Source organism: Enhydrobacter aerosaccus (assembly GCF_900167455.1).
Taxonomy (GTDB): Bacteria; Pseudomonadota; Alphaproteobacteria; order Reyranellales; family Reyranellaceae; genus Reyranella; species Reyranella aerosaccus.
The window spans coordinates 115429-134909 of record NZ_FUWJ01000005.1; the positions used below are offsets into that span (position 1 = coordinate 115429).

Annotated in this window: 18 protein-coding genes; 11 read left to right on the plus strand and 7 right to left on the minus strand. The window is 63.7% G+C overall.

Features of this window, described 5'->3' with window-relative positions:
* Window positions 1-9 precede the first annotated feature (9 nt).
* A complete protein-coding gene (locus B5D62_RS19275; protein ID WP_085935562.1) occupies window positions 10-1005 on the plus strand; it encodes an ABC transporter substrate-binding protein in 996 nt (331 codons plus the stop codon).
* Here the strand turns inward: B5D62_RS19275 and B5D62_RS19280 are convergent.
* The 4 genes from B5D62_RS19280 to B5D62_RS19295 are packed head-to-tail and all read right to left on the minus strand — an operon-like array spanning window position 1002 to window position 5885.
* Window positions 1002-2702 carry an ABC transporter permease gene (locus tag B5D62_RS19280; protein WP_085935563.1) on the minus strand — a complete coding sequence of 567 codons (1701 nt, stop codon included), beginning with the start codon at window positions 2700-2702 and terminating at the stop codon, window positions 1002-1004. The genes B5D62_RS19275 and B5D62_RS19280 overlap by 4 nt on opposite strands.
* The gene (locus B5D62_RS19285; RefSeq protein WP_218191155.1) at window positions 2699-3748 is read right to left on the minus strand and encodes an extracellular solute-binding protein; all 1050 of its coding nucleotides are present in this window, start codon (window positions 3746-3748) and stop codon (window positions 2699-2701) included. Before B5D62_RS19285 ends, B5D62_RS19280 begins: the two co-directional genes overlap by 4 nt.
* Before the next feature lie 5 nt (window positions 3749-3753).
* On the minus strand, window positions 3754-4815 hold the full coding sequence (locus tag B5D62_RS19290; protein WP_085935564.1) for an extracellular solute-binding protein: 1062 nt from the start codon (window positions 4813-4815) through the stop codon (window positions 3754-3756).
* Window positions 4812-5885, minus strand: coding sequence for an ABC transporter ATP-binding protein (locus B5D62_RS19295; RefSeq protein ID WP_085935565.1), 1074 nt, complete (start codon window positions 5883-5885; stop codon window positions 4812-4814). The genes B5D62_RS19290 and B5D62_RS19295 overlap by 4 nt, the downstream gene beginning before the upstream one ends.
* A 126-nt stretch (window positions 5886-6011) precedes the next feature.
* Here B5D62_RS19295 and B5D62_RS19300 point away from each other — a divergent pair, with 126 nt between their 5' ends.
* The 3 genes from B5D62_RS19300 to B5D62_RS19310 all read left to right on the plus strand — a co-directional run bounded on the left by B5D62_RS19300 (window position 6012) and on the right by B5D62_RS19310 (window position 8838).
* Window positions 6012-6800, plus strand: coding sequence for an enoyl-CoA hydratase (locus B5D62_RS19300; protein WP_085935566.1), 789 nt, complete (start codon window positions 6012-6014; stop codon window positions 6798-6800).
* Window positions 6801-6910: 110 nt separating this feature from the next.
* A complete protein-coding gene (locus B5D62_RS19305) occupies window positions 6911-8092 on the plus strand; it encodes a CaiB/BaiF CoA transferase family protein (RefSeq protein WP_085935567.1) in 1182 nt (393 codons plus the stop codon).
* Entirely contained in the window at window positions 8092-8838 is a 747-nt protein-coding gene (locus tag B5D62_RS19310) for an SDR family NAD(P)-dependent oxidoreductase (RefSeq protein WP_085935568.1), read from the plus strand. The genes B5D62_RS19305 and B5D62_RS19310 overlap by 1 nt, the downstream gene beginning before the upstream one ends.
* On the opposite strand, the gene B5D62_RS19315 is transcribed toward B5D62_RS19310, so the two are convergent.
* On the minus strand, window positions 8835-10661 hold the full coding sequence (locus B5D62_RS19315; protein ID WP_085935569.1) for a CocE/NonD family hydrolase: 1827 nt from the start codon (window positions 10659-10661) through the stop codon (window positions 8835-8837). The two genes, B5D62_RS19310 and B5D62_RS19315, sit on opposite strands and share 4 nt — an antisense overlap.
* 125 nt (window positions 10662-10786) lie before the next feature.
* On the opposite strand from B5D62_RS19315, the gene B5D62_RS19320 reads away from it, so the two are divergent.
* Window positions 10787-11779 carry a Bug family tripartite tricarboxylate transporter substrate binding protein gene (locus B5D62_RS19320; protein ID WP_085935570.1) on the plus strand — a complete coding sequence of 331 codons (993 nt, stop codon included), beginning with the start codon at window positions 10787-10789 and terminating at the stop codon, window positions 11777-11779.
* Between the two features lie 72 nt (window positions 11780-11851).
* Window positions 11852-12367 (plus strand): hypothetical protein, encoded by a 516-nt coding sequence (locus tag B5D62_RS19325; protein WP_085935571.1) that lies wholly within the window; start codon window positions 11852-11854, stop codon window positions 12365-12367.
* Between the two features lie 9 nt (window positions 12368-12376).
* Here the strand turns inward: B5D62_RS19325 and B5D62_RS19330 are convergent, their stop codons facing one another.
* Both B5D62_RS19330 and uraD read right to left on the minus strand, forming a co-directional pair.
* A complete protein-coding gene (locus tag B5D62_RS19330) occupies window positions 12377-13816 on the minus strand; it encodes an NAD-dependent succinate-semialdehyde dehydrogenase (protein WP_085935572.1) in 1440 nt (479 codons plus the stop codon).
* Between the two features lie 20 nt (window positions 13817-13836).
* Window positions 13837-14718, minus strand: a complete 882-nt coding sequence (uraD, locus tag B5D62_RS19335) for a 2-oxo-4-hydroxy-4-carboxy-5-ureidoimidazoline decarboxylase (protein ID WP_085935573.1) — start codon at window positions 14716-14718, stop codon at window positions 13837-13839.
* 94 nt (window positions 14719-14812) lie between these two features.
* Here uraD and B5D62_RS19340 point away from each other — a divergent pair, with 94 nt between their 5' ends.
* Genes B5D62_RS19340 through B5D62_RS19360 form a run of 5 tightly spaced genes read left to right on the plus strand, consistent with a single transcriptional unit; the run spans window position 14813 to window position 19397 of the window.
* Window positions 14813-16066: an ABC transporter substrate-binding protein gene (locus B5D62_RS19340; RefSeq protein WP_085935574.1), complete on the plus strand. Its 1254-nt coding sequence runs from the start codon at window positions 14813-14815 to the stop codon at window positions 16064-16066.
* Between the two features lie 13 nt (window positions 16067-16079).
* On the plus strand, window positions 16080-16961 hold the full coding sequence (locus tag B5D62_RS19345; RefSeq protein WP_085935575.1) for a branched-chain amino acid ABC transporter permease: 882 nt from the start codon (window positions 16080-16082) through the stop codon (window positions 16959-16961).
* A complete protein-coding gene (locus B5D62_RS19350; RefSeq protein ID WP_085935576.1) occupies window positions 16958-17956 on the plus strand; it encodes a branched-chain amino acid ABC transporter permease in 999 nt (332 codons plus the stop codon). The genes B5D62_RS19345 and B5D62_RS19350 overlap by 4 nt, the downstream gene beginning before the upstream one ends.
* Window positions 17953-18684, plus strand: coding sequence for an ABC transporter ATP-binding protein (locus B5D62_RS19355; RefSeq protein WP_085935577.1), 732 nt, complete (start codon window positions 17953-17955; stop codon window positions 18682-18684). The genes B5D62_RS19350 and B5D62_RS19355 overlap by 4 nt, the downstream gene beginning before the upstream one ends.
* Complete coding sequence (locus B5D62_RS19360; protein ID WP_231714870.1) at window positions 18681-19397, plus strand: ABC transporter ATP-binding protein; 717 nt, start codon at window positions 18681-18683, stop codon at window positions 19395-19397. Before B5D62_RS19355 ends, B5D62_RS19360 begins: the two co-directional genes overlap by 4 nt.
* The last annotated feature ends 84 nt before the right edge of the window (window positions 19398-19481 follow it).

Genomic DNA, 19481 nt, shown 5'->3' on the forward strand with positions numbered 1-19481 from the left:
GAGAAGCGCATGACTACATCGATTTCGAGGCGGAGCATGCTGGTCGCCGCGGCGGCGGCAGTCGCGACGCGATATGGATCTGATGCACGAGCTCAGGTCTCCAATGTTGCGGCCCAGCCCTTGCAAAAGGTCGATGTGCTTCTCGATTGGAAGCCGCTGCCGACTTATGCGGGCTTTTTCCTCGCCCGGGAGATGGGGGCGTTCGAGCGTCGGGGCCTGGAGGTCACATTCGGCGAAGCCCAGGGCGCAACCACTGCTGCGGAAATGATCGGAGACGGCAAGAAATTCTGGATCGGATCGTCGAGTGGCATGGCGACCGCGATCGCCCGATCCAAGGGCCTGCCGATCAAGAGCCTGGCCGTCTACTACCGCAAGACGCCCAGCGCGGTCTTTACGCGCGCCGAGGACCGCATCGCCCATCCCCGCGATCTCTATGGCAAGAAGATCGGCTTCGTGAAGGGCAGCATCACGAACGAGGAATTCCGGGCCATGCTCGACCTCAATCACCTCGACGGAAGCAAGATCACACAGGTGAATGTCGAGTGGGATCCTTGGGCCCTCCTCGAAAAGAAGGTGGACGCGCTGGTAGACTATGAGGAGATGACGCCGGCAGAGCTTTTCTCCGAGGGGCGCCGCCTGCTCCTGCTGCGCTTGAGCGATTTTGGCGTGCGCACTTACAGCCTCAACCTGATCGTCAACGAGGAGGCATGGGCCTCACCCGAGAAGCGGGCGATTGCGCAAAAGGTCGCCGAGGCGGTGCAGGAGGGCTACAGCCTGGTCAATGAACGGCCGGCCGATGCCGCGGCGCGCTTCTCGACCCTGTTCCCGCGCCTTGCGCCGAACTATGTCGACCGGAGCATGGCGGTGGTCTCGCAGCAGCTCAACCCACCGCCGGTGGGGGCCCAGACGCGTGCCGGCTGGCAGGAAACGATCAATACGCTTTCCTCGCTGGGCCTGCTGGCTAAACCGATCACCGTCGACGACGTGGCGATCTTCGACAATTAACCGGCTATCCGTGTCGGCAGCCTGCCGATTGCGGGGCGGCCAACCAGTCTGTTGGCAGCGACGATGACGACCGTCGTGATCAGGACCATCGTCAGGCTCAGCACGGCGATTGCACCGACATCGCCACTCTCCTTCAGATCGAAGATCAGCACGGACAGGACCTTCGTCTCGGAGGTGAAGAGGATGATTGCCGCCGACAATTCGCGGATGACTCCGACGAAGATGAAGCACCAGGTGGCGATCGCCGCCGAGCGCAGGAGCGGCCCGACAATGTCGCCGAGAGTCCGCAACCGGCTGGCACCGAGCATCCGCGCGGCCTCTTCCAGCTCGGGATGCACCGCATGAAAGGCCGAACTGAACTGCTGATAGGCGGCCGGCAATTCGATTGTCACGAAGGCAATCAGAAGGATCCAGAGCGTCCCGTATAGGGTGAGCGGTGGCCTCGTGTAGGCGAGGAACAACCCAACTCCCAGGACGATGCCCGGAATTGCAAGAGGCGCGGTGGCCAGGAAGGCAAGGATGCGATGGCCGCGGATCAGACGGCGAGCCACCACGTAGGCGATCACCAGCGCCAGCAATCCGCCCAGCGTCGCCGCCGACACGGCCAGGAAGAACGTGTGCCGCAGCGCCGGCAGCGTCGAGCTGAGCTCCCAGAAGGTGAACCGGATGTTGCGCAAGGTGAAATTGTCGAGGCCGACAATCTGCGACGATACGCGGGAGAATGCCGTGTTCAGCAAGGACAGGTACGGCAGGAACAGGGGCAACGACAATATCAGCATCGCGAAAGCCGTGGCCGCCCAACGCCACGCCCCCAGCCTGATGAGACGCGGCGGCCCATACTTGCCGCCGACGATGGCATAGCCGCGACGGCCGAGAACGAGCGCCTGGGTCCTCAGGAGGGCGACCGTGAGAAGCAGTAATGGAAGTGCCGCCGCCGCTGCCAGCTCGGGCTTGGGCGGGAACTCGAACAGACTCCAGATCTTGGTCGTCAAAGTGTGAAATCCGGCGGGTATCGCGAGAATCGCCGGAGAACCGAACAGATTGAGGGCCTGCAGGAAGGCTACCAGCGTCCCGGCAAGCAGCGTTGGTAATGCCAGCGGCACCGTGATGCGGCGGGCCGTCGCCCAGGCTCCTGCTCCCAGCATCGAGGAGGCGTCTTCCAGTTCTCCTGGCATGCGCTCGAGAGCATTCGCCAGCAGGATAAAGACATAGGGGAACGTGTAGCAGGCGATGACGAAGATCAGGCCCTCAAGCGTGTAGATATCCAGAAGCGCCTCATCGGAGGAAGCCCCGGTCACCAGTCGCCAGAACTGGTTCAACAAGCCGGAATTGGGTGCGGCCAGCATCTCCCAGGCAACAGCACCGACAAAGGGCGGAGTTACCAGCGACGCCATGATCAAGGTCCGCACCATACGGGCAAGCGGCATGTCGGTGCGCGCCACGAGCCAGGCCAGCGGTGCAGCCACGGCCGCGCAGATCAGGCTGACGGAGACGGCGATGATGAGCGTCGTGACGAGAGGATCCGCGAAGCTCGGATCGCTGAACAAGGTCACAAAGTTCGCAAGCGTCGCGTTGCCCGCCTTGTCGCTGAAGGCGAAGACGCCAAGCCATCCCATGGGCAGCGCGATGATGACAACCAGCACGACCACGATGCCGATGAAAATCGGCAAGGAAAGATCGACTCGGCGCACCTTCATACCTTGAAGTACCGCGCGTACTGGGTCTTGATCGATTCCGCCTCTCTTTCGACGGCCCTAGGATCCTCGCGGAATGTCTTGATATCCGACAGAAGCGGTCGTCCGGGCTTGGGCTTGATCTGCCGGTTGGCCGGATACTGACCGCTCAAGGAGACGATGAACTGCTGTCCTTCCGGTGACATAATCCAGCTCACCAGCAGGCGCGCGGCGTTTGGATTGGGAGCCGACCTGAAGATGCCCATCGGATTTGTGATCAGTGGCGTCCCCTCCACGGCATGCACCACTTCGATCGGCGAGCCGCGTTCCTTGGCCATCCAGAACAGGTAATCGCTGCCGTCGACAGCGATCGCCCGCTCACCGGCCTCGATCTTCTTCGGCGGCTCGGTGGCCGATTGAACCTGCAGCACCTTTTGTTTCGACAGCTTCTCGAGATAGGGCCAGCCGAGCTCGCGAGCGATCTGCTGGGTGGCCGTCATGATGGTTCCTGAATAGCCGGGATGGCCTTTCACCAGCTTGCCGACATACTTCGGGTCGAGCAGATCCTGAAAACCCTTGGGCCCATCTTCGGGCGCAATCAGCTTGCTGTTGTAGGCGATCGTACTGAGATGGGTGCGCTGGTTGCAGAACATGCCGTCGGCGTCGACCATCTCGGCCGGAACGTCGCGAGCCACCGCTTCCGCAACAAAAGGCGCCAGCCACCCTTCCCGCTTCCACGGTTGGAAATGCGCGGCATCGGCACTGTTGACGACATCGACCCTGAAGAGCCGGCTCGATTGCTCCTGGGCGATGCGGTTGAACAGGCGCTCGCTGCCGGTGCGCTCGACTGTGACCTTGATACCGGCATATTTGGCCTCGAAGGCCCTGGCCATCGGCTCGGCCACGGAAAGATCCATCGCCGTGTAGTAGGTGACCTTGCCTTCCTTGTTCGCGGCGTCGATCAGGGCCGGCGTTACCGGTTCCGCGGCGGGAGCTGCGGATAGAACGCGCGCGCCCAACGGCAGCATGGACAATGCGGCGGCGTTCCTGACGAAAGTCCGACGGCGCACCGACACTACACCTTGAACAGCTTGACGTAGTGCGCCTTGATCTCGTCCGCCTTGTCGGCCACGACAGTCGCTTCCTCGCGCATCGTCTTGATTTCGGAAAACTTCCGCATATCGGGTCTGTCCTTCACCCGCGGGTGAGCCGACCGCAGGGCACCGACATCGACATTGAGCTGCTGCGCTTCGGCCGTCATCGACCACGCCTGGAACAGCCGGGCGGCGTTGGGATTAGGCGCCTGCGCCATGATGCCGGATGGTCCTGTAATCAGAGGCGTTCCCTCGCTGGCATAGATCAGCTCGACGGGCTCGCCCTTGGCCTTGAGCTCGGTCACAACGTATTCGCCGCCGTCGGCCATGATGGCGCGCTCCCCCTGAGCCAACTTCTTGGGTGGCTCCGTGGCGGACTGAACCTGCAGCACCTTCTGCTTGGCCAGCTTCTCGAACCATGGCCAGCCGAGTTCCCGGGCGAGCTGCTGGGTCGAGGTCATGATGACGCCGCTATAGCCGGGATGCGCCTTGACGATCTTCCCCGACCATTTGGGATCGACCAACTCAGCGTACGATTTAGGGGCGTCGTCGGCCTTCACGAGTTTCGTGTTGTAGGCCATCGGGCTGACCGTGACGCGCCACGACGCAAACATGCCGTCCGGATCCTTGTGCTCGGCCGGAAAATCGCGAGCCACGTCCTCCGGAAGATAGGGAGCGAGCATGCCCTGCCGCTTCCAGAGGATGAAGTGCGCCGCATCCGAGCTGTTAACGACATCGCAATTGTAGATCTTGCTGGCATATTCCTGCCCGATCCGCTGGAAATTGCGCTCGGCCCCCGAACGTTCCACGCGCAAGGTGACTCCGGGGTACTTAGCCTCGAACGCCTTCGCGACCTTCTCGGCCAGAGCCAGGTCCACTGACGTGTACCAGGTAACCTTCCCCTCTTTCTTGGCAGCCTCGACCAGGTCCGGCGTGATCTTCTGCGCTTCGGGCGGCGCGCCGAAGACAGGGGTGACGAACGAGGTCGCCGCAAGGGCGGTACCGCCAGCGAGAAGCTGCCGACGCCGGAAACGCTTGGTCATGCTTCGTTACCCCCCATCAGCGCCCGGCAGCCGCGTGCCGGCATGCGCAACCATACCTCCGCTCCTGGCATCACGTTCCGATCCGGCGGAGTCGTTATCCGGATCTCGGTCTTGTCGCCCAGTACCGCGGTGTAGTCGCGCGAGGAGCCGAGGAAAACACCGCGGCTGACGATCGCCTTCACGACGTTCACACCGTCAGTGGGCGGCGCCGTCAGGAGATCGATCTCGTGCTGACGCACCGACAGAGCCACCGTTTCGCCTGCTTTGAGCGGCCGGCCCTCGGCGACGAGCCGCGCCCCCGCGATCTCGACATGGCCGGCGTCCAGCGCCTGACCCGTCAGGATGTTGCTGCCGCCGATGAAGCGGGCGACGAAGGCCGAGCGGGGCTGGTCGTAGATCTCCAGCGGCGTGCCGAGTTGCTCGATCCGGCCATGGTTCATGACCACAATCAGATCGGCCGTCGTCATCGCCTCGGCCTGGTCATGTGTCACGTAAACCGTCGTGTAGCGGTAGCGATCGTGCAGGCGCCGGATCTCAAACCGCATCTCCTCACGAAGATTTGTATCGAGATTCGACAGCGGCTCGTCGAGCAGCAAGGTCTCCGGCTCGACCACCATGGCCCTGGCGAGGGACACGCGCTGCTGCTGGCCGCCTGAAAGCTCACCCGGATAGCGATCCGCAAGGGCCTCCAGCCGCGCCGTCGATAGGATGGCCTTCAGCTTGGCCTCGACCGTCGCCCTGTCCATCTTCCGGATCCTCAGTCCGTAGGCCACGTTCTCGGCCACGGTCATATGCGGCCAGAGTGCGTAGCTCTGGAAGATCATCGACATGTTTCGGCCTTCCGGCGGCACTGTCCGGGCCGGAGACGACAGCACTTTGTCCCCGACCAGGATTTCGCCCTCCGAGGGCTCGATGAAGCCCGCGATCAGGCGCAACGTCGTGGTCTTCCCGCATCCCGAGGGGCCAAGCAGGCAGACGAGCTGCCCGTGCTCGATGCGCAACGACACGTGCTCGACAGCCACGGCGGCGCCGTACCTCTTGCCCAGGCCCTTCAGTTCTACCGCGGCCACATTTCCTCCCAGACCGTGCCTTTGGGCTCAAAACCCAAGGGGTCTTTATCGTTCGATCAAAGATGCTTCGCTTCGCCCTGCATGACAATGGTGTTGTATATTGCGCCATCATCGGAGGATCGCCGCATGCAGGAACAGAAGATCTATGGTCGCCGCGAGGGCGCCGTTGGACACGTCGTTTTCAACAATCCGGCCAAGTTGAATGCCGTCTCACTCGACATGTGGGACGGCTTCGTCGGCATCCTCAAGGACTATGAGAAGGATCCCGAGATCCGCTGCCTTGTCGTGAGCGGCGCGGGCGGCAAGGCCTTCGTCTCCGGTGCCGACATTTCGAAATTCGAGAGCGAGCGGGCCAACGCCGAAGCACAGGTCCGTTACGACGCCATCTCCAAGCAGGGATACGAGGCGCTTTACGACTTTCCCAAGCCAACCATCGCCAAGATCACCGGCTACTGCATCGGCGGAGGCATGAATCTCGCAGCCTGCTGCGACATGCGCTTCTGCAACGACGGTGCCCGTTTCGGCGTGCCGGCAGCGAAGCTTGGTCTCGGCTACGGTTTCCTGCGGATCGAACGCCTCTCGCGCATCGTTGGTCTGCCGCGCGCGATGGAATTCCTGTTCACCGCCAAGCAGTTCTCTTCGAAGGAAGCCTACGAGATGGGTCTGGTGAGCGGCGTGGCATCCGACGCCGAACTCGACGCGCTGGTTGCCAAGACGACGGACGCGATCTCGCAGAACGCCCCGCTCACCATTGCCCTCGCCAAGGCGGCGGCGCGGGAAATCGCCAAGCCCGAATCCCAGCAGGATCACAAGAAGCTCGAAGCGATGACCAAGGCCTGCTTCGACAGCGAGGACTACAAGGAAGGACGCCGCGCCTTCATGGAGAAGCGCAAGCCGGCTTTCAAGGGACGCTAGCCTCGCCGCATCGTTGCAAACCCGCAGGGGATCTTCGACGACGCTGCGGAGATCCTTGACTGCGTCCGCTGTGGCCAAATCCTACACGATAACAATTTGAGGAAACGCCCATGACCGACTTGCCGCTTTCGAACTTGCTCGTGCTCGACCTTACGGCCCATCGTGCCGGTCCGACGGCAGTCCGTCAGCTCGCGGATTGGGGCGCCAGCGTGATCAAGATCGAGCCGCCTTCCGACGGCAAGACCGACTCCATGGGCGGGGCCCGCCACGGTTTCGATTTCCAGAACCTGCACCGCAACAAGCAGGCGATGACGCTGAACCTCAAAAGTCCGGAAGGCCACGCCATCTTCATGAAGCTGGCAGCGAAGGCCGATGTCATCGTCGAGAACTATCGCTCCGATGTGAAGCACCGGCTGAAAGTCGACTACGATACCGTGGCCAAGATCAATCCGCGCATCGTCTACGGTTCGATCGCCGGCTTCGGCCAGAGCGGGCCGGACGCCGCACGCCCAGGTGTCGATCAGATCGCCCAAGGTATGGGAGGGCTGATGTCGATCACCGGCGAGCCAGGTCGCGGGCCGATGCGCGTGGGCATTCCCATCGCCGATCTCACTTCCGGCCTGCTGTTGGCCCAAGCGATCCTGCTTGCGCTCTACAACCGCGAGCGCACCGGCAAGGGCCAATGGGTCCATACCTCGCTGATCGAGGCGATGATCTTCATGCTGGATTTCCAGGCAGCGCGCTGGCTGATCAAGGGCGAGGTCGCCAAGCAGGCCGGCAACGACCATCCGACCTCGATTCCGACCGGCGTGTTCCCGACCGCGGACGGCTACATCAACATCGCGGCTGCCGGCGACAATATGTGGAAGCGGTTCGCCAAGGCGCTTGGCGCCCCCGAGCTGATCGACCATCCCGAGCACGCGAACCCGACGCTCCGATCACAGCACCGCAAGGCACTGAACGAGCGGATTGCCGCCGTCACCAGAACCAATAGCTCGGCGCATTGGATCGAGGCCCTCAACAAGGCCGGTGTCCCCTGCGGACCGATCAACACGATCGACAGGACCTTCGCCGAGCCGCAGGTCCAGCATCTCGGCATCGCCCGGTCCGTGAGCCACCCGAAGCTCGGCGACATCAAGGTCGTCGGCCAGCCGATCAACCTCTCCGATTTCCCGCAACCGGCTTCCTTGAAGCCGACGCCCGAGCTCGGCCAGAACACCGAGGAGGTGTTGGCTGACCTGGGATACGACAGGACGGCAATCGAAGGCCTGCGTGCCGGAGGGGTGATCTGATGAGCGGTACGGGCCGGACGGTGCTGGTCACGGGAGCCGGCCGCAATATCGGTCGCGCCTGCGTTCTCGCCCTGGCGGCCGAAGGGTTCAATGTCGCCATCAACGGCTCGAGCGACCGGGCCGCCTGCGAGTCCGTGGCGCGCGCCGCTCAGGCCTTCGGCGTCAGCACGCTGGTGGTTATGGGAGACGTCGGATCGGCGGACGAATGCCGTCGCATCGCCGGCGAGACGCTCGACCGCTTCGGGGCCGTCGATGCGCTGCTGAACAATGCCGCCCTGCGGCCCAACAAGCCGTTCCTCGAGATGAGCGAAGCGGAGTGGCGACGTGTGATCTCGGTCGATCTCGATGCCGCAGTGTGGCTATCGCGGGCATGCCTCCCTGGCATGTTGAACAAAGGTTGGGGCCGAATCGTGAATTTCACCGGCATGAACGCCATTCACGGCCATGCCGGCCGGACGCCGGTTTCGGTGGCGAAGCATGGCGTCTGGGGATTGACCAAGGCCTTGGCCAAGGAGTTCGGGTCCAAGGGCATCACCGCCAATGCGATCTCGCCCGGCCCGATTGCGCCGGATGTCGAGGAAAAGAACGCATCGGCACAGGCGCGACAGGAAATTCTGTCGCGTGTACCGGCTGGCCGCATGGGAGCGCCCAAGGAAGTCGCAGCCGCCGCCCGCCTGCTGGTTTCGGACGACGGCGCCTATATCAACGGCCAGATGATCCAGGTAAACGGCGGCGCCGAAACCTAGGAGTCGTCCGTCGGCAGCTCCAGCAGGCTCGCCTGATCGCCGCCACTCACGATCGACAAAACGGGCGGTCGCCCATGGGGCGTCTGCACGAAGTGATCGGCATCGGCGCCCGCGATCGACAACCGGATCCGGCTGCCCTTGGCGAACCGCCACGCCACAGGCAGCAGCGCAAACTTCAGAAGCTGCGGTTCTGCGATCGGCATCGGCCTGACATCGGCACGGGCAAAGGTGCGCCAAGGCCAGGTGGTGCGATAATTGGGCGGACAGGACGCTTCGGCACGATGGATGGCACGGAGGACGCCCTCCGTGACGTAGCGTACCCTTCCGTCGCTTTCGACTTCCGACAGATAGACGAACACCGACGCATCCGGTTCGCTCGAGGCCAGCCACAGGGACACGACGGGATGGCCGGCAATCTCCAGCGCCTCGTCGAGCGGCTCCGTGGTGAAGCTCGGCAGCTTGGCTTCGCGCTCGGGCCAGTCCTCGTAATAGTTGGTCGCGTCGATGCCGGCGATCCGCTCGTAACGCGTCTGAGACCCGCTGCCGGCGGTGAAATCCGATTCGTGGGAGTCCCAGACCGCATCCGCAGGTCGAGTCGATAGGAGCCGCCCGGCATGCGCAGTAAAGAAGCGCTTGCTGCCGGTGACGGGCGGCCAGCTCTTGGTCCCACGCCACTCCTCGGCATGGACCGCGAAGTAGTGAATCGGGTCTTCCCGATCGAGCCCCGTCGCGCGTCGCATGAGATGATGATCGAAGAAGCGCAGGACCTCGCCCAATACTGGAAATTCCGGCTCTTGCTTGCTTCGCCACGGCGATGCGTTGACCCGAGCTCCATGATCCCATGGCCCGAGCAGCACGCGCCGCTCGGGGTTGGGCAGAGAGAGAAAGCGCGACAGCACGCCGTTGGCATAGCCCGCCCCGTCCATCCAGCCGGAAATGGCATAGACGGCGACGTCCCGCGGTATCTGATCGAGATAGTGATAGGGACTGAATGAAGCCGAAGTGAAATCGGGATCGTAGGGCAGCGCATCGTCCCGGCATTTGAACTCGGTGATGAAGTCGGGCATGCGGAAGTTCGAGAGATGGCCCTTCACGGCGTCGCGCGCCAGCGATCCATCGCGGTCGTCGTCGACCGGCATCGGGCCCAGCAGGGCCGGATTGGCGAAGTAGGCAAACTGCGCACGGAGATCGCGGCGATCGTGATCGAGCGCCAGCATCAGTTCGTCATAGACCTGCGCCAGCCGCTTGATGAGCATGCCACCTGGATAATAGTTGTCGGCCCAGGTGTCCCAGACAGCGAAGAGCGGCGCGATAGCCTTCACGGCCTTGTGGCCGGTGCTGGCCAAGAAATCGCAGGCCGCACCGAGATAGGAGATTCCGGTCGCGCCAATCGCGCCGTCGCTCCAGGGCTGAGCCACGATCCAGTCGGCGATGACGCGGTAGTCCTCCCGCTCGCGCGGCGACCGGAAGGAGTCTCGGGTACCGAAGGAGGCACCAGTGCCGCGCGCATCGACCACCACCAGCGCATAGCCGCGGGGCACGAACATGTCGCGATAGCGGTAGGTATTGGGGGAAGGTTCGACACCGTTCGCACCTCGGGCCAACTCGAACCGTCTGACGTAAGGCGTCAGGATCAGGACCGTCGGCCAGCGCCGGGTTCGATCGCCGTTCGGCAGAAGCACGTCGACTGCCAGACGGCAGCCATCCGGCATGGTGACATAGACGGACTGCGGCGCTCCGATGGAGAATTCCGGCGTGCGTTCCGCCAGATATCGACTGGGCGGAATATGCCAAGCCCGCCCAAAATCGTCGCGATCCGCCATGATTACGCCCTCACCTGCTCCAAAATCCGCGGCAGTGTTCTCATTCAGTACGTGCACTTCGACTGAAGTGTTCGTATGTATACGGTCATACAAATACCAATGAAGTTGACGTCAGGGAGGAAAATGTGAAGTTCGTCTTGCCGCGCCGACGGGCGCTGATCCTGTCGGGTGGCGCACTTGCCGCGCCAATGCTGGCCTCAGGAATTGCCAGGGCCGCCGACGACTGGCCGAGCAAGCCGGTCAAATACATCAACAGCTTCCCCGCCGGCGGCCCGACCGACGCGCTGTCGCGCATCGTCTGCCAGAAGCTGTCGGAACTCAGTGGCCAGCAGTTCATCGTTGAGAATCGCGGTGGATCGGGCGGCAATGTCGGCGCCGATGCGATCGCCCACTCGCCGCCGGACGGCTACACGATCGGCCTGCTGAGCGTGAGTTCACATGCCATTGCGCCCAGCCTCTACGCCAAGCTGCCGTTCAACGCAGACAAGGACTTCACGCCGGTGACCATGCTCTGGTCACTGCCGAATCTTCTGGTGGTGCGCAAGAGCCTCGGACCGAAGACGGTACCGGAACTGATCGCGCTCGCGAAGGAAAAGCCAGGCAAGCTCTCCTATGCCTCGTCCGGCTCGGGGACGACGGTGCACCTGAGCGGCGCCCTCTTCGTCTCGATGGCCAAGATCGACATCCTGCATGTGCCATATCGGGGCAGTGCGCCGGCTGTGCAGGATCTGCTGGCCGATCAGGTCGACATGATCTTCGACAACATCCCCGGATCGCTGGCCCAGATGGGTGGTGGCAAGGTATGGGGTCTCGCGGTAACCGGCACCGAACGCAGTCCGATGGCGCCCGATGTACCAGCCATGGCGGAGTTCCTGCCGGGCTACGACATCAACTCCTGGGGCGGTATCTGCGGGCCAGCCGGCCTGCCGCCGGCGATGGTCGAGAAGCTCAATGCCCTGACCAAGCAGGCCCTCGACAGCGACGACGTGAAGAAGGCCTATCTCAAGAATGGCGCAACGCCGCTTTGGAAGAGCGTCGCCGACACCGTCGCCTATCGCCGCAGCGAGGAGGCGCGATTCGCCCCCATCGTCAAAGCGTCGGGCGCCAAGGTCGATTGAAGAACTGCGACCGGGCAGGCAACCTTCTGCAAGGGGCGTCATTCCTCCGCTGAACCAGTGAGAGGAATGACCATGTACCGAACCCTGTTGCCTGTCTTGTTTGTCGCCTTCGGATTGCTGAGCCCGGCCTACGCCCAGCAATGGAAGGACTATCAGCCGCGGGGCGAGGGTTACCGTGTCGAATTTCCAGGCACACCGACGGAGGATACACGTCGTACCTCCACCAATGCTGGCGTCATCGAGTCCCACACTTCGGCCTTGAGCATCGGTAACCAGACTTTCATCACCGTGCGTTCCGAGTATCCGTCGACGATGACCATGGGCGATCCTGAAACCAATCTCGATCGTGCCGGTGCTGGCAGTATCCAGAGGGCCAACGGAACATTACGGCGGCAAGAGCGGCTGACGGTCGGGGATGCACCCGCACGACATCTCGTGATCGATATTCCTGGCAGCAACCAGGTCGCCGATACCCTCCTGGTGATGCAGGACCACCGCCTGATCCAGGCGGTCTATGTCGGTCCTGCCGCCGTGCAGGAAGCGCCAGAGGCCCGGCGCTTCCTGTCGTCGTTCGCGCTCGTGCGCTGAGCGCTCGGCTTACATGCCGAGCGCGGTCACGAATTTGGTGTTGAGGTAAGCCTCGAGCGCCTCGACACCGCCTTCCGAGCCGTAGCCCGAATCCTTGATGCCGCCGAACGGCACCTCGGGCAGGGCCAGACCGTGATGGTTGATCGACACCATGCCGCTTTCGAAGGCGGCGCCGACCTGAGCCATCGTCCTGCTGTTCCTGGTGTAGGCATAAGCCGCCAATCCCCAGTCGAGGCGATTGGCCTCCTTCATCACGCCGTCGAAATCCTTGAACGGCGTGATCGGAGCGAGTGGGCCGAACGGCTCCTCGTTCATGATCTTGGCGTTGAGCGGCACATCGGTCATCACCGTCGGCTCATAGAAGTAGCCCTTGTTGCCCTTGCGCTGCCCGCCGGTCTGGATCTTCGCTCCCTTCGAGATCGCATCGCTCACGATTGAGTCCATCGCATGCAGGCGGCGCTCCGCCACCAGCGGCCCCATCTTGGTCTCGGCCTCGAGCCCGTTGCCGACCTTCAGGTTCTTGGCGAAGGTGGTGAAGCGCTCCACGAACTCGGGATAGACCTTCTCGTGCACCAGGAACCGCGTCGGCGCCACGCACACCTGGCCGGCGTTGCGGAACTTGTTGGCGCCCAGCACATTCACGGCCTGCTCGAGATCGGCATCCTCAAACACGATCGCCGGAGCATGGCCACCCAGTTCCATGGTGACGCGCTTCATGTGCGCGCCGGCCAGCGACGCCAGCTGCTTGCCGACCGGCGTCGAGCCGGTGAAGGTGATCTTCTTGATGACCGGATGCGGGATCAGATACTGGCTGATCTCCGACGGCACGCCGTAGACGAGCTGGATCACGCCCGCCGGCACGCCGGCATCGACGAAGGCCTTGATGAGTTGCGCGCAGGAACCTGGCGTATCTTCCGGTCCCTTGATGATGATGGAGCAGCCCGTGGCGATGGCGGCGGAGGCCTTGCGCACGACCTGATTGATCGGGAAGTTCCAAGGCGTGAAGGCCGCGACCGGGCCGACCGGTTCCTTCATCACGAGCTGATGAATGTTCTCGCCCCGCGCCGGAACGATGCGCCCGTACGTGCGCCGGCCCTCCTCGGCCATCCAATCGATGATGTCGGCGGCGAGATTGGTCTCGATCTTGGCCTCGTACAGCGGCTTGCCCTGCTCCATCGTCATGATCGCGGCGATATCATCGAGCCGCTGGCGCATCAGCTCGGCTGCCTTGCGCATGATCTTGTAGCGCTCGAAGGCCGGAACCTTCTTCCATTGCCGGAAGCCCTTGTCGGCCGCCGCCAGGGCGCGATCGAGATCCGAGGTCTCGGCATGGGCAACCTGGCCGATCACTTCCTCGGTCGCCGGATTGACGATGGGAATCGTCCGCCCGTTCGCGCCCTTGGTCCAGGCGCCATCGATCATCAGGGAGACATCACTATAGGTGGTCATTGGCTTCCTCCTTGTTTTCCCTAGCTTCCGCGATAGGTCGAATAGCTCCAGGGCGTACACAGCAACGGGACGTGATAATGCCCCTCGGGCTCGGCAATCGAAAAGCGCAAAGGCACGATATCGAGGAATGGCGGATCTCCGCCTTCCACAGCCCTATTCCGATAGTGGTCACCGACGGCAAAACGCAGTTCGTAGCGACCGATCGGCAGCGGCTTACCGGCGATCAAGGGAGCGTCGGTGCGCCCGTCGGCATTCGTCACGGTGCGTGCGATTCGGTAAGCCCCGTCGCCCGCCAGTTCATAGAGCTCGACGCCCATGCCGGCAGCAGGGCGCCCCACATGTGTGTCGAGCACATGAGTGCTGAGGCGCCCAGTCACCTTGGGCATGCCGTCCCCGATCACGGCATCGGCCAGCCGCAGCCGCGTGATGTAGAAGATCTCCTGCAGGGCTGTCGTGAATTCGACATCCTGCTCGTGCTTCAGGCGACGCTCGAACTGACGCAGGATCGAGTCGCGCGTATGCCGCCGCACACAGATGATGAACGGAAAGCCGAACTTGGCCTTGTAGGCATCGTTGAGGCTGTGAAAAAGCCTGAACTCCTCGTCCGACAAGGCATCCAGCCCGGCACTTGCCTGTTCGTGTCGCGACTCGACGGTAATGTCGCCAGCGCGGGCCGCCTTTCCGGCCAGGTCGGGATGGTTGCGGACGAAGCCGAGCTGCGTCTCATGGGGCGCGGCTCGGACCGCCTCCATCATCGCCGCGTGCAGCGCGGTCACCGTGGCGAACGGCCCCTTCGCATGGGCCGCCGCCGCAACCCACGGGGCAAGCTCGAACGTCGGGCCCACCACCGCTTCGAAGGCCGGCAGGGCCATGCCGTTGAGGTCTGAAAGGCTCACAACCATGTCGGTCGACCTAGCATGGCGGCGCGACCGTCTCTATAGTCCGGCCAGCCAAAAACAGGGGCCGCAGAGGTCCGCCGAATACAGGGAGGGTCAGATGACCAACCAGATCCGCTTCACCCGTCGTCATTTGGGCCGAGCCGCCTTGGCCGGAGCCGCCGTCATCGGCGCGCCGTTGCCACTGCGCCATGCCCTCGCCCAGTCTGGTTCCGGTGACCTCAAGGTCGCCGTGCTGCTGCCGACATCGGGTACCCAGGCGCAGATCGGACAGGCTTGCAAGCGCGGTTCCGACGTGGCCAACGCGGTGTTCGCCGACATGAAGATGCCGGTGAAGCTCGACGTGGTGAATTACGACACGGAAACCAAGCCCGACGTCGCCCGGACCCAGGCAGAAAAGGCCATCGAGGCCGGCGCCCATGTCCTGATCGGCGCCTTCGATTCGGGCCAGACGATCGCCATTGCCCAGGTCGCCGAACAGCGCGGCATTCCCCTGATCGTCAATATCGCCGCCGCGCCACAGATCACGGAACAGGGCTACAAGTTCGTGGTCCGCAACTTCCCCACCGCGCCGATGCTGATCTCCGGCGCCTTTGCCCTGCACAAGGAAATCTTCAAGGCCTCGGGCGTCACGCCCAAAACTGCGGTGCTCATGAGCATCAACGACACGTTCGGGACCTCGATGGTCGGCGGCATCAAGGCGATGTTCCCCAAGCTCGACATGCCGTACCAGCTCGTCGACATCATCACCTACGATCCCGCCGCCAAGGATCTCTCGGTCGAAGTCGCCAAGGCCAAGGCGACCAAGGCCGACATGCTCATGCCGGTCAGCCGCCTGAACGACGCCAAGCTGATGATCCAGGAGATGGTCAAGCAGCGCTGGGAGCCGATGGCCATCATGAACCCAGGTGCGCCCGGCCTGTACGAGCAGGACTTCCTCAAGACCATGGGCAAGTACGGCGACTTCCATATCTCGAACGTGCCGTGGCTCGATCCCAAATCGGCCATGACGCAGTCACTGGAGAAGCAGCACGCCGCCAAGTTCGCCAGCGACCAGCTCGACCTCAACGGTGGCTTCACCTTCGAGGCGATGCTGATCGCGGCGCAAGCCTGGCTGGCCGCCAAGTCGACCAAGGCCGACGCCCTGATGGCGGCGCTGCGCGGCCTGAAGATCGATCAGCACGTCATGGTCGGTGGTCCGATCCAGTTCGATGCCAAGGGCCAGAACGTCAATATCGTGGCGGCGGCGGTGCAGAACCTGAAGCGCAAGCCGACGGTGGTGATGCCGAAGGCCTCTGCGGCAGCCGATCTGGTCTTCCCGGAGCCGGGCTGGAACGACAAGCGCCGGACGTGATCACGCTGTCATCTTGACGTCGGACTTCCTCCTCTCACTCGCCCAGGCGATCACCAAGGGCCTGCTCACCGGCATGGTGTACGGGCTGATGGCGCTCGGGCTCTCGGTCATTTTCGGTGTCATGCGCGTCGTCAACTTTGCGCATGGCGAGATGATGGTCGTGGGCATGTATCTCGCCTGGGCGGGCTTCGAGTATCTGCAGGTGTCGCCGCTGATCAGCCTGCCGGTGATCGCGGTGGTCTTCTTCGTGGCCGGGTATGCCCTGCAGCGCAGCGTGATATCACCGTTCATCGGGCGGCCCGAGCACCAGCAATTCCTGCTGTTGCTCGGCATTGCGCTGGTGCTGGTGAATGTCTGCCTCGCTGTCGTCGGCCCGGATTCCCGCGGCGTGCAGCTCGACTCCCAGTTCGACTCGTACGAATTCGGCCCGCTGGTGCTGGATGCCGTTCGCCTGCACGCCGCCATCGCCGCGGTGGCCATCGCGGGCCTGCTGTGGCTGTTCTTCACCCATACCCGAATCGGCAAGTCGATCCGTGCCGCCGCCGACAACAACATGGGCGCCCTGGTGGTCGGCCTGAACGTGAAGCGCCTCTATGCGATCACGTTCGGAGTCGGTGCCGCCTGCGTCGGCGCGGCCGGTGCCCTGATGATCACCATCATTCCGGTGACCCCCTTCCTTGCCGCGGAGTACACGCTGCTCGCCTTCATTATCGTCATCGTGGGCGGGCTTGGCAGCATGACCGGCGCCCTGCTGGGCGGGTTGCTGATTGGCGTCAGCGAGGCCGTCGCCGGCCTGCTGGTCGACCCGTCGCTCAAGAGCATGTTCAGCTTCGGTCTTCTCATCCTGGTCCTGCTGTTGCGTCCGCAGGGACTGACGGGCAAGCGCAACCCATGATGCTCCTCCGCCGACTGATCCACGGCGTAGCGCCACGGATTCTCTGGGTGCTGGTCGCGCTGCTGGCGTTGCTGCTGGTGGCACCGGCCGTGCTCGACAAATACGGCCTGTCGGTCCTGATCCTGGTGCTCTACTTCGCCTATGTCGGCCAAGCCTGGAACATCATGATGGGCTTCGCTGGCCAGTTGTCACTTGGTCACGCGCTCTATGCCGGTCTCGGAGGCTACGTTGCCGCTGGCCTGTTCACGCATTACGGCATCGGCCCCTGGGCCGGAGCCTTCGCCGCTGCGGCGGCCGCAGCCCTTGCCGGCGCGATCGTCGGCTATCTCGGCTTCCGCTTCTCGCTCGCCGGCGTCTATTTCGCCCTGCTCACCATCGCCTTCGGCGAGTTCACCCGCATCGCCTTCGACCACCTCGATTGGTTCGGCGCCTCGGGCGGGCTGTTCCTCAAGGTCGATGTGGCACCCAATCCATTCGACCTGCGCGGCGGACCGCTGCTGTTCTATTATGTGATCCTGGCGCTTGCCGCCGGCACCTTCATCCTCTGCCGGCTGCTGCTGGAAAGCCGGCTGGGCCGCTACTGGCTCGCCATCCGCGAGGACGCCGAAGCGGCGCAGGCCGTCGGCGTGCCGGTGCTGCGCTACAAGATGCTGGCCATCACCATTTCAGCCGCCCTCACCTCCTTGGCCGGAGTCTGGAACGCCTTTTACTACAACAACCTGTTTCCGGAGACGGCCTTCGGAATGGGGAGGTCGATCGAGATTACGCTGGCGCCCATCATCGGCGGCCTCGGGACGCTGTTCGGCCCGGTCGTCGGTGCGGTCGTCCTCACCGGTCTGGGCGAGGTCTTCACCGACCTCGGCGATGCGCTTGGCATCCCGGGCATCAAGCAGATCTTTTACGGCATCGCCCTGTTGGCGATCGTGATGTATCGCCCGGCTGGCATCTGGCCCTGGCTGGCCGCGCGCCTGGGTATCGGGGAGCATCGCCAATGACCGGCGCGCGACTGGAGATTGCCGGTGTCGGCAAGAGCTTCCGCGGGTTGCGCGCCGTGCACGACGTGAGCTTTGCCGTTCCCGCCGGCGCCATTCACGCCCTGATCGGCCCCAACGGGGCCGGTAAGACGACGATCTTCAACATGATCGCCGGCGTCTACACGCCCGATGCCGGATCGATCAGCCTCGACGGACACGTCATCTCCGGCCTGCGCCCCGATCGCGTGTGCGCCGCGGGCGTCGGCCGCACGTTCCAGATCGTGAAGCCCTTCAAGGCGCTCAGCGTCCTGGAGAACGTCACCATCGGCGCCCTGCATCGGCATGCCGATCTCGTCGAAGCGCGGCACAGCGCCGAGACAATTCTGACCCAGCTCGGACTCCACGATCGGCGCCATCGGCTCGCCGAAAGCCTCACCCTTCCCGATCGCAAGCGGCTCGAAGTGGCCCGCGCGTTGGCGACGGACCCGAAGCTGCTGTTGCTCGACGAGGTCATGGCCGGCCTGAGGCCGACGGAAGTCGACGTGATGGTGGCGTTCCTGCGCGACCTCAACCGGACGACCGGCCTCACCATCCTGCTGATCGAGCACGTCATGCGCGCTGTCATGGCACTGGCGGCCGAAGTGGTGGTCGTGAGCTATGGCGAGAAGATCGCCGAGGGCACCCCGCTCGAGATTTCGCGCAATCAAGCCGTCCTCGACGTGTATCTCGGCGAAGAGGACGCAGCGTGAGCGACCCGCTGCTGCAGGTCGACGCCGTCGATCTCTATTATGGCGACGCCCAGGCGCTCAGCGGCGTTTCGCTCGAGATCCGGACGGGCGAGATCGTGGCCATCGTCGGCGCCAACGGGGCCGGCAAGAGCTCGCTGATCCGCGCCATCCATGGCATCGAGAAACCGGCCAGCGGCCGCATTCGCTTCGACGGTGTCGATATCACGGCCTGGCCGAGCTATCGCACCTGCGAGGTCGGCGTCGGGCACGTCGCCGAAGGACGGCAAGTGTTCCCTAACCTCACTGTGCTCGAGAATCTCGAGATGGGCGCTACGCTCAAACGGGCGCGCGGTGCGGAGAAGCGGACGCTCGAACGTGTCTTCACCATGTTCCCGCGCCTGTCGGAACGCCGTCGGCAGCCCGCCGGGACACTATCGGGCGGCGAGCAGCAGATGCTGGCCATCGGCCGCTGCCTGATGGGACAGCCGCGCCTGATCATGTTCGACGAACCCTCGCTCGGTCTCGCCCCCGCCATCGTGCACGACGTATTCCGCATCGTGCGGCGTCTGAACGAGGAAGGCCTGACCATTCTGCTGGTCGAACAGAATGTGACGGCGTCGCTCAAGATCGCACATCGCGCTTATGTGCTGGAGAACGGGCGCATTGAATTGTCGGGCTCCGGCCGCGAACTTCTCGATAACGATCGCGTGCGCCAAGCCTATCTCGGTCTGTGATCCCATCCCTCGCGGTTGACGCCGGAGCGTACGCGCTGCACGTTGACCCCATCGGATTTCGACTGCTGCCGCGGTGCGGTGCAG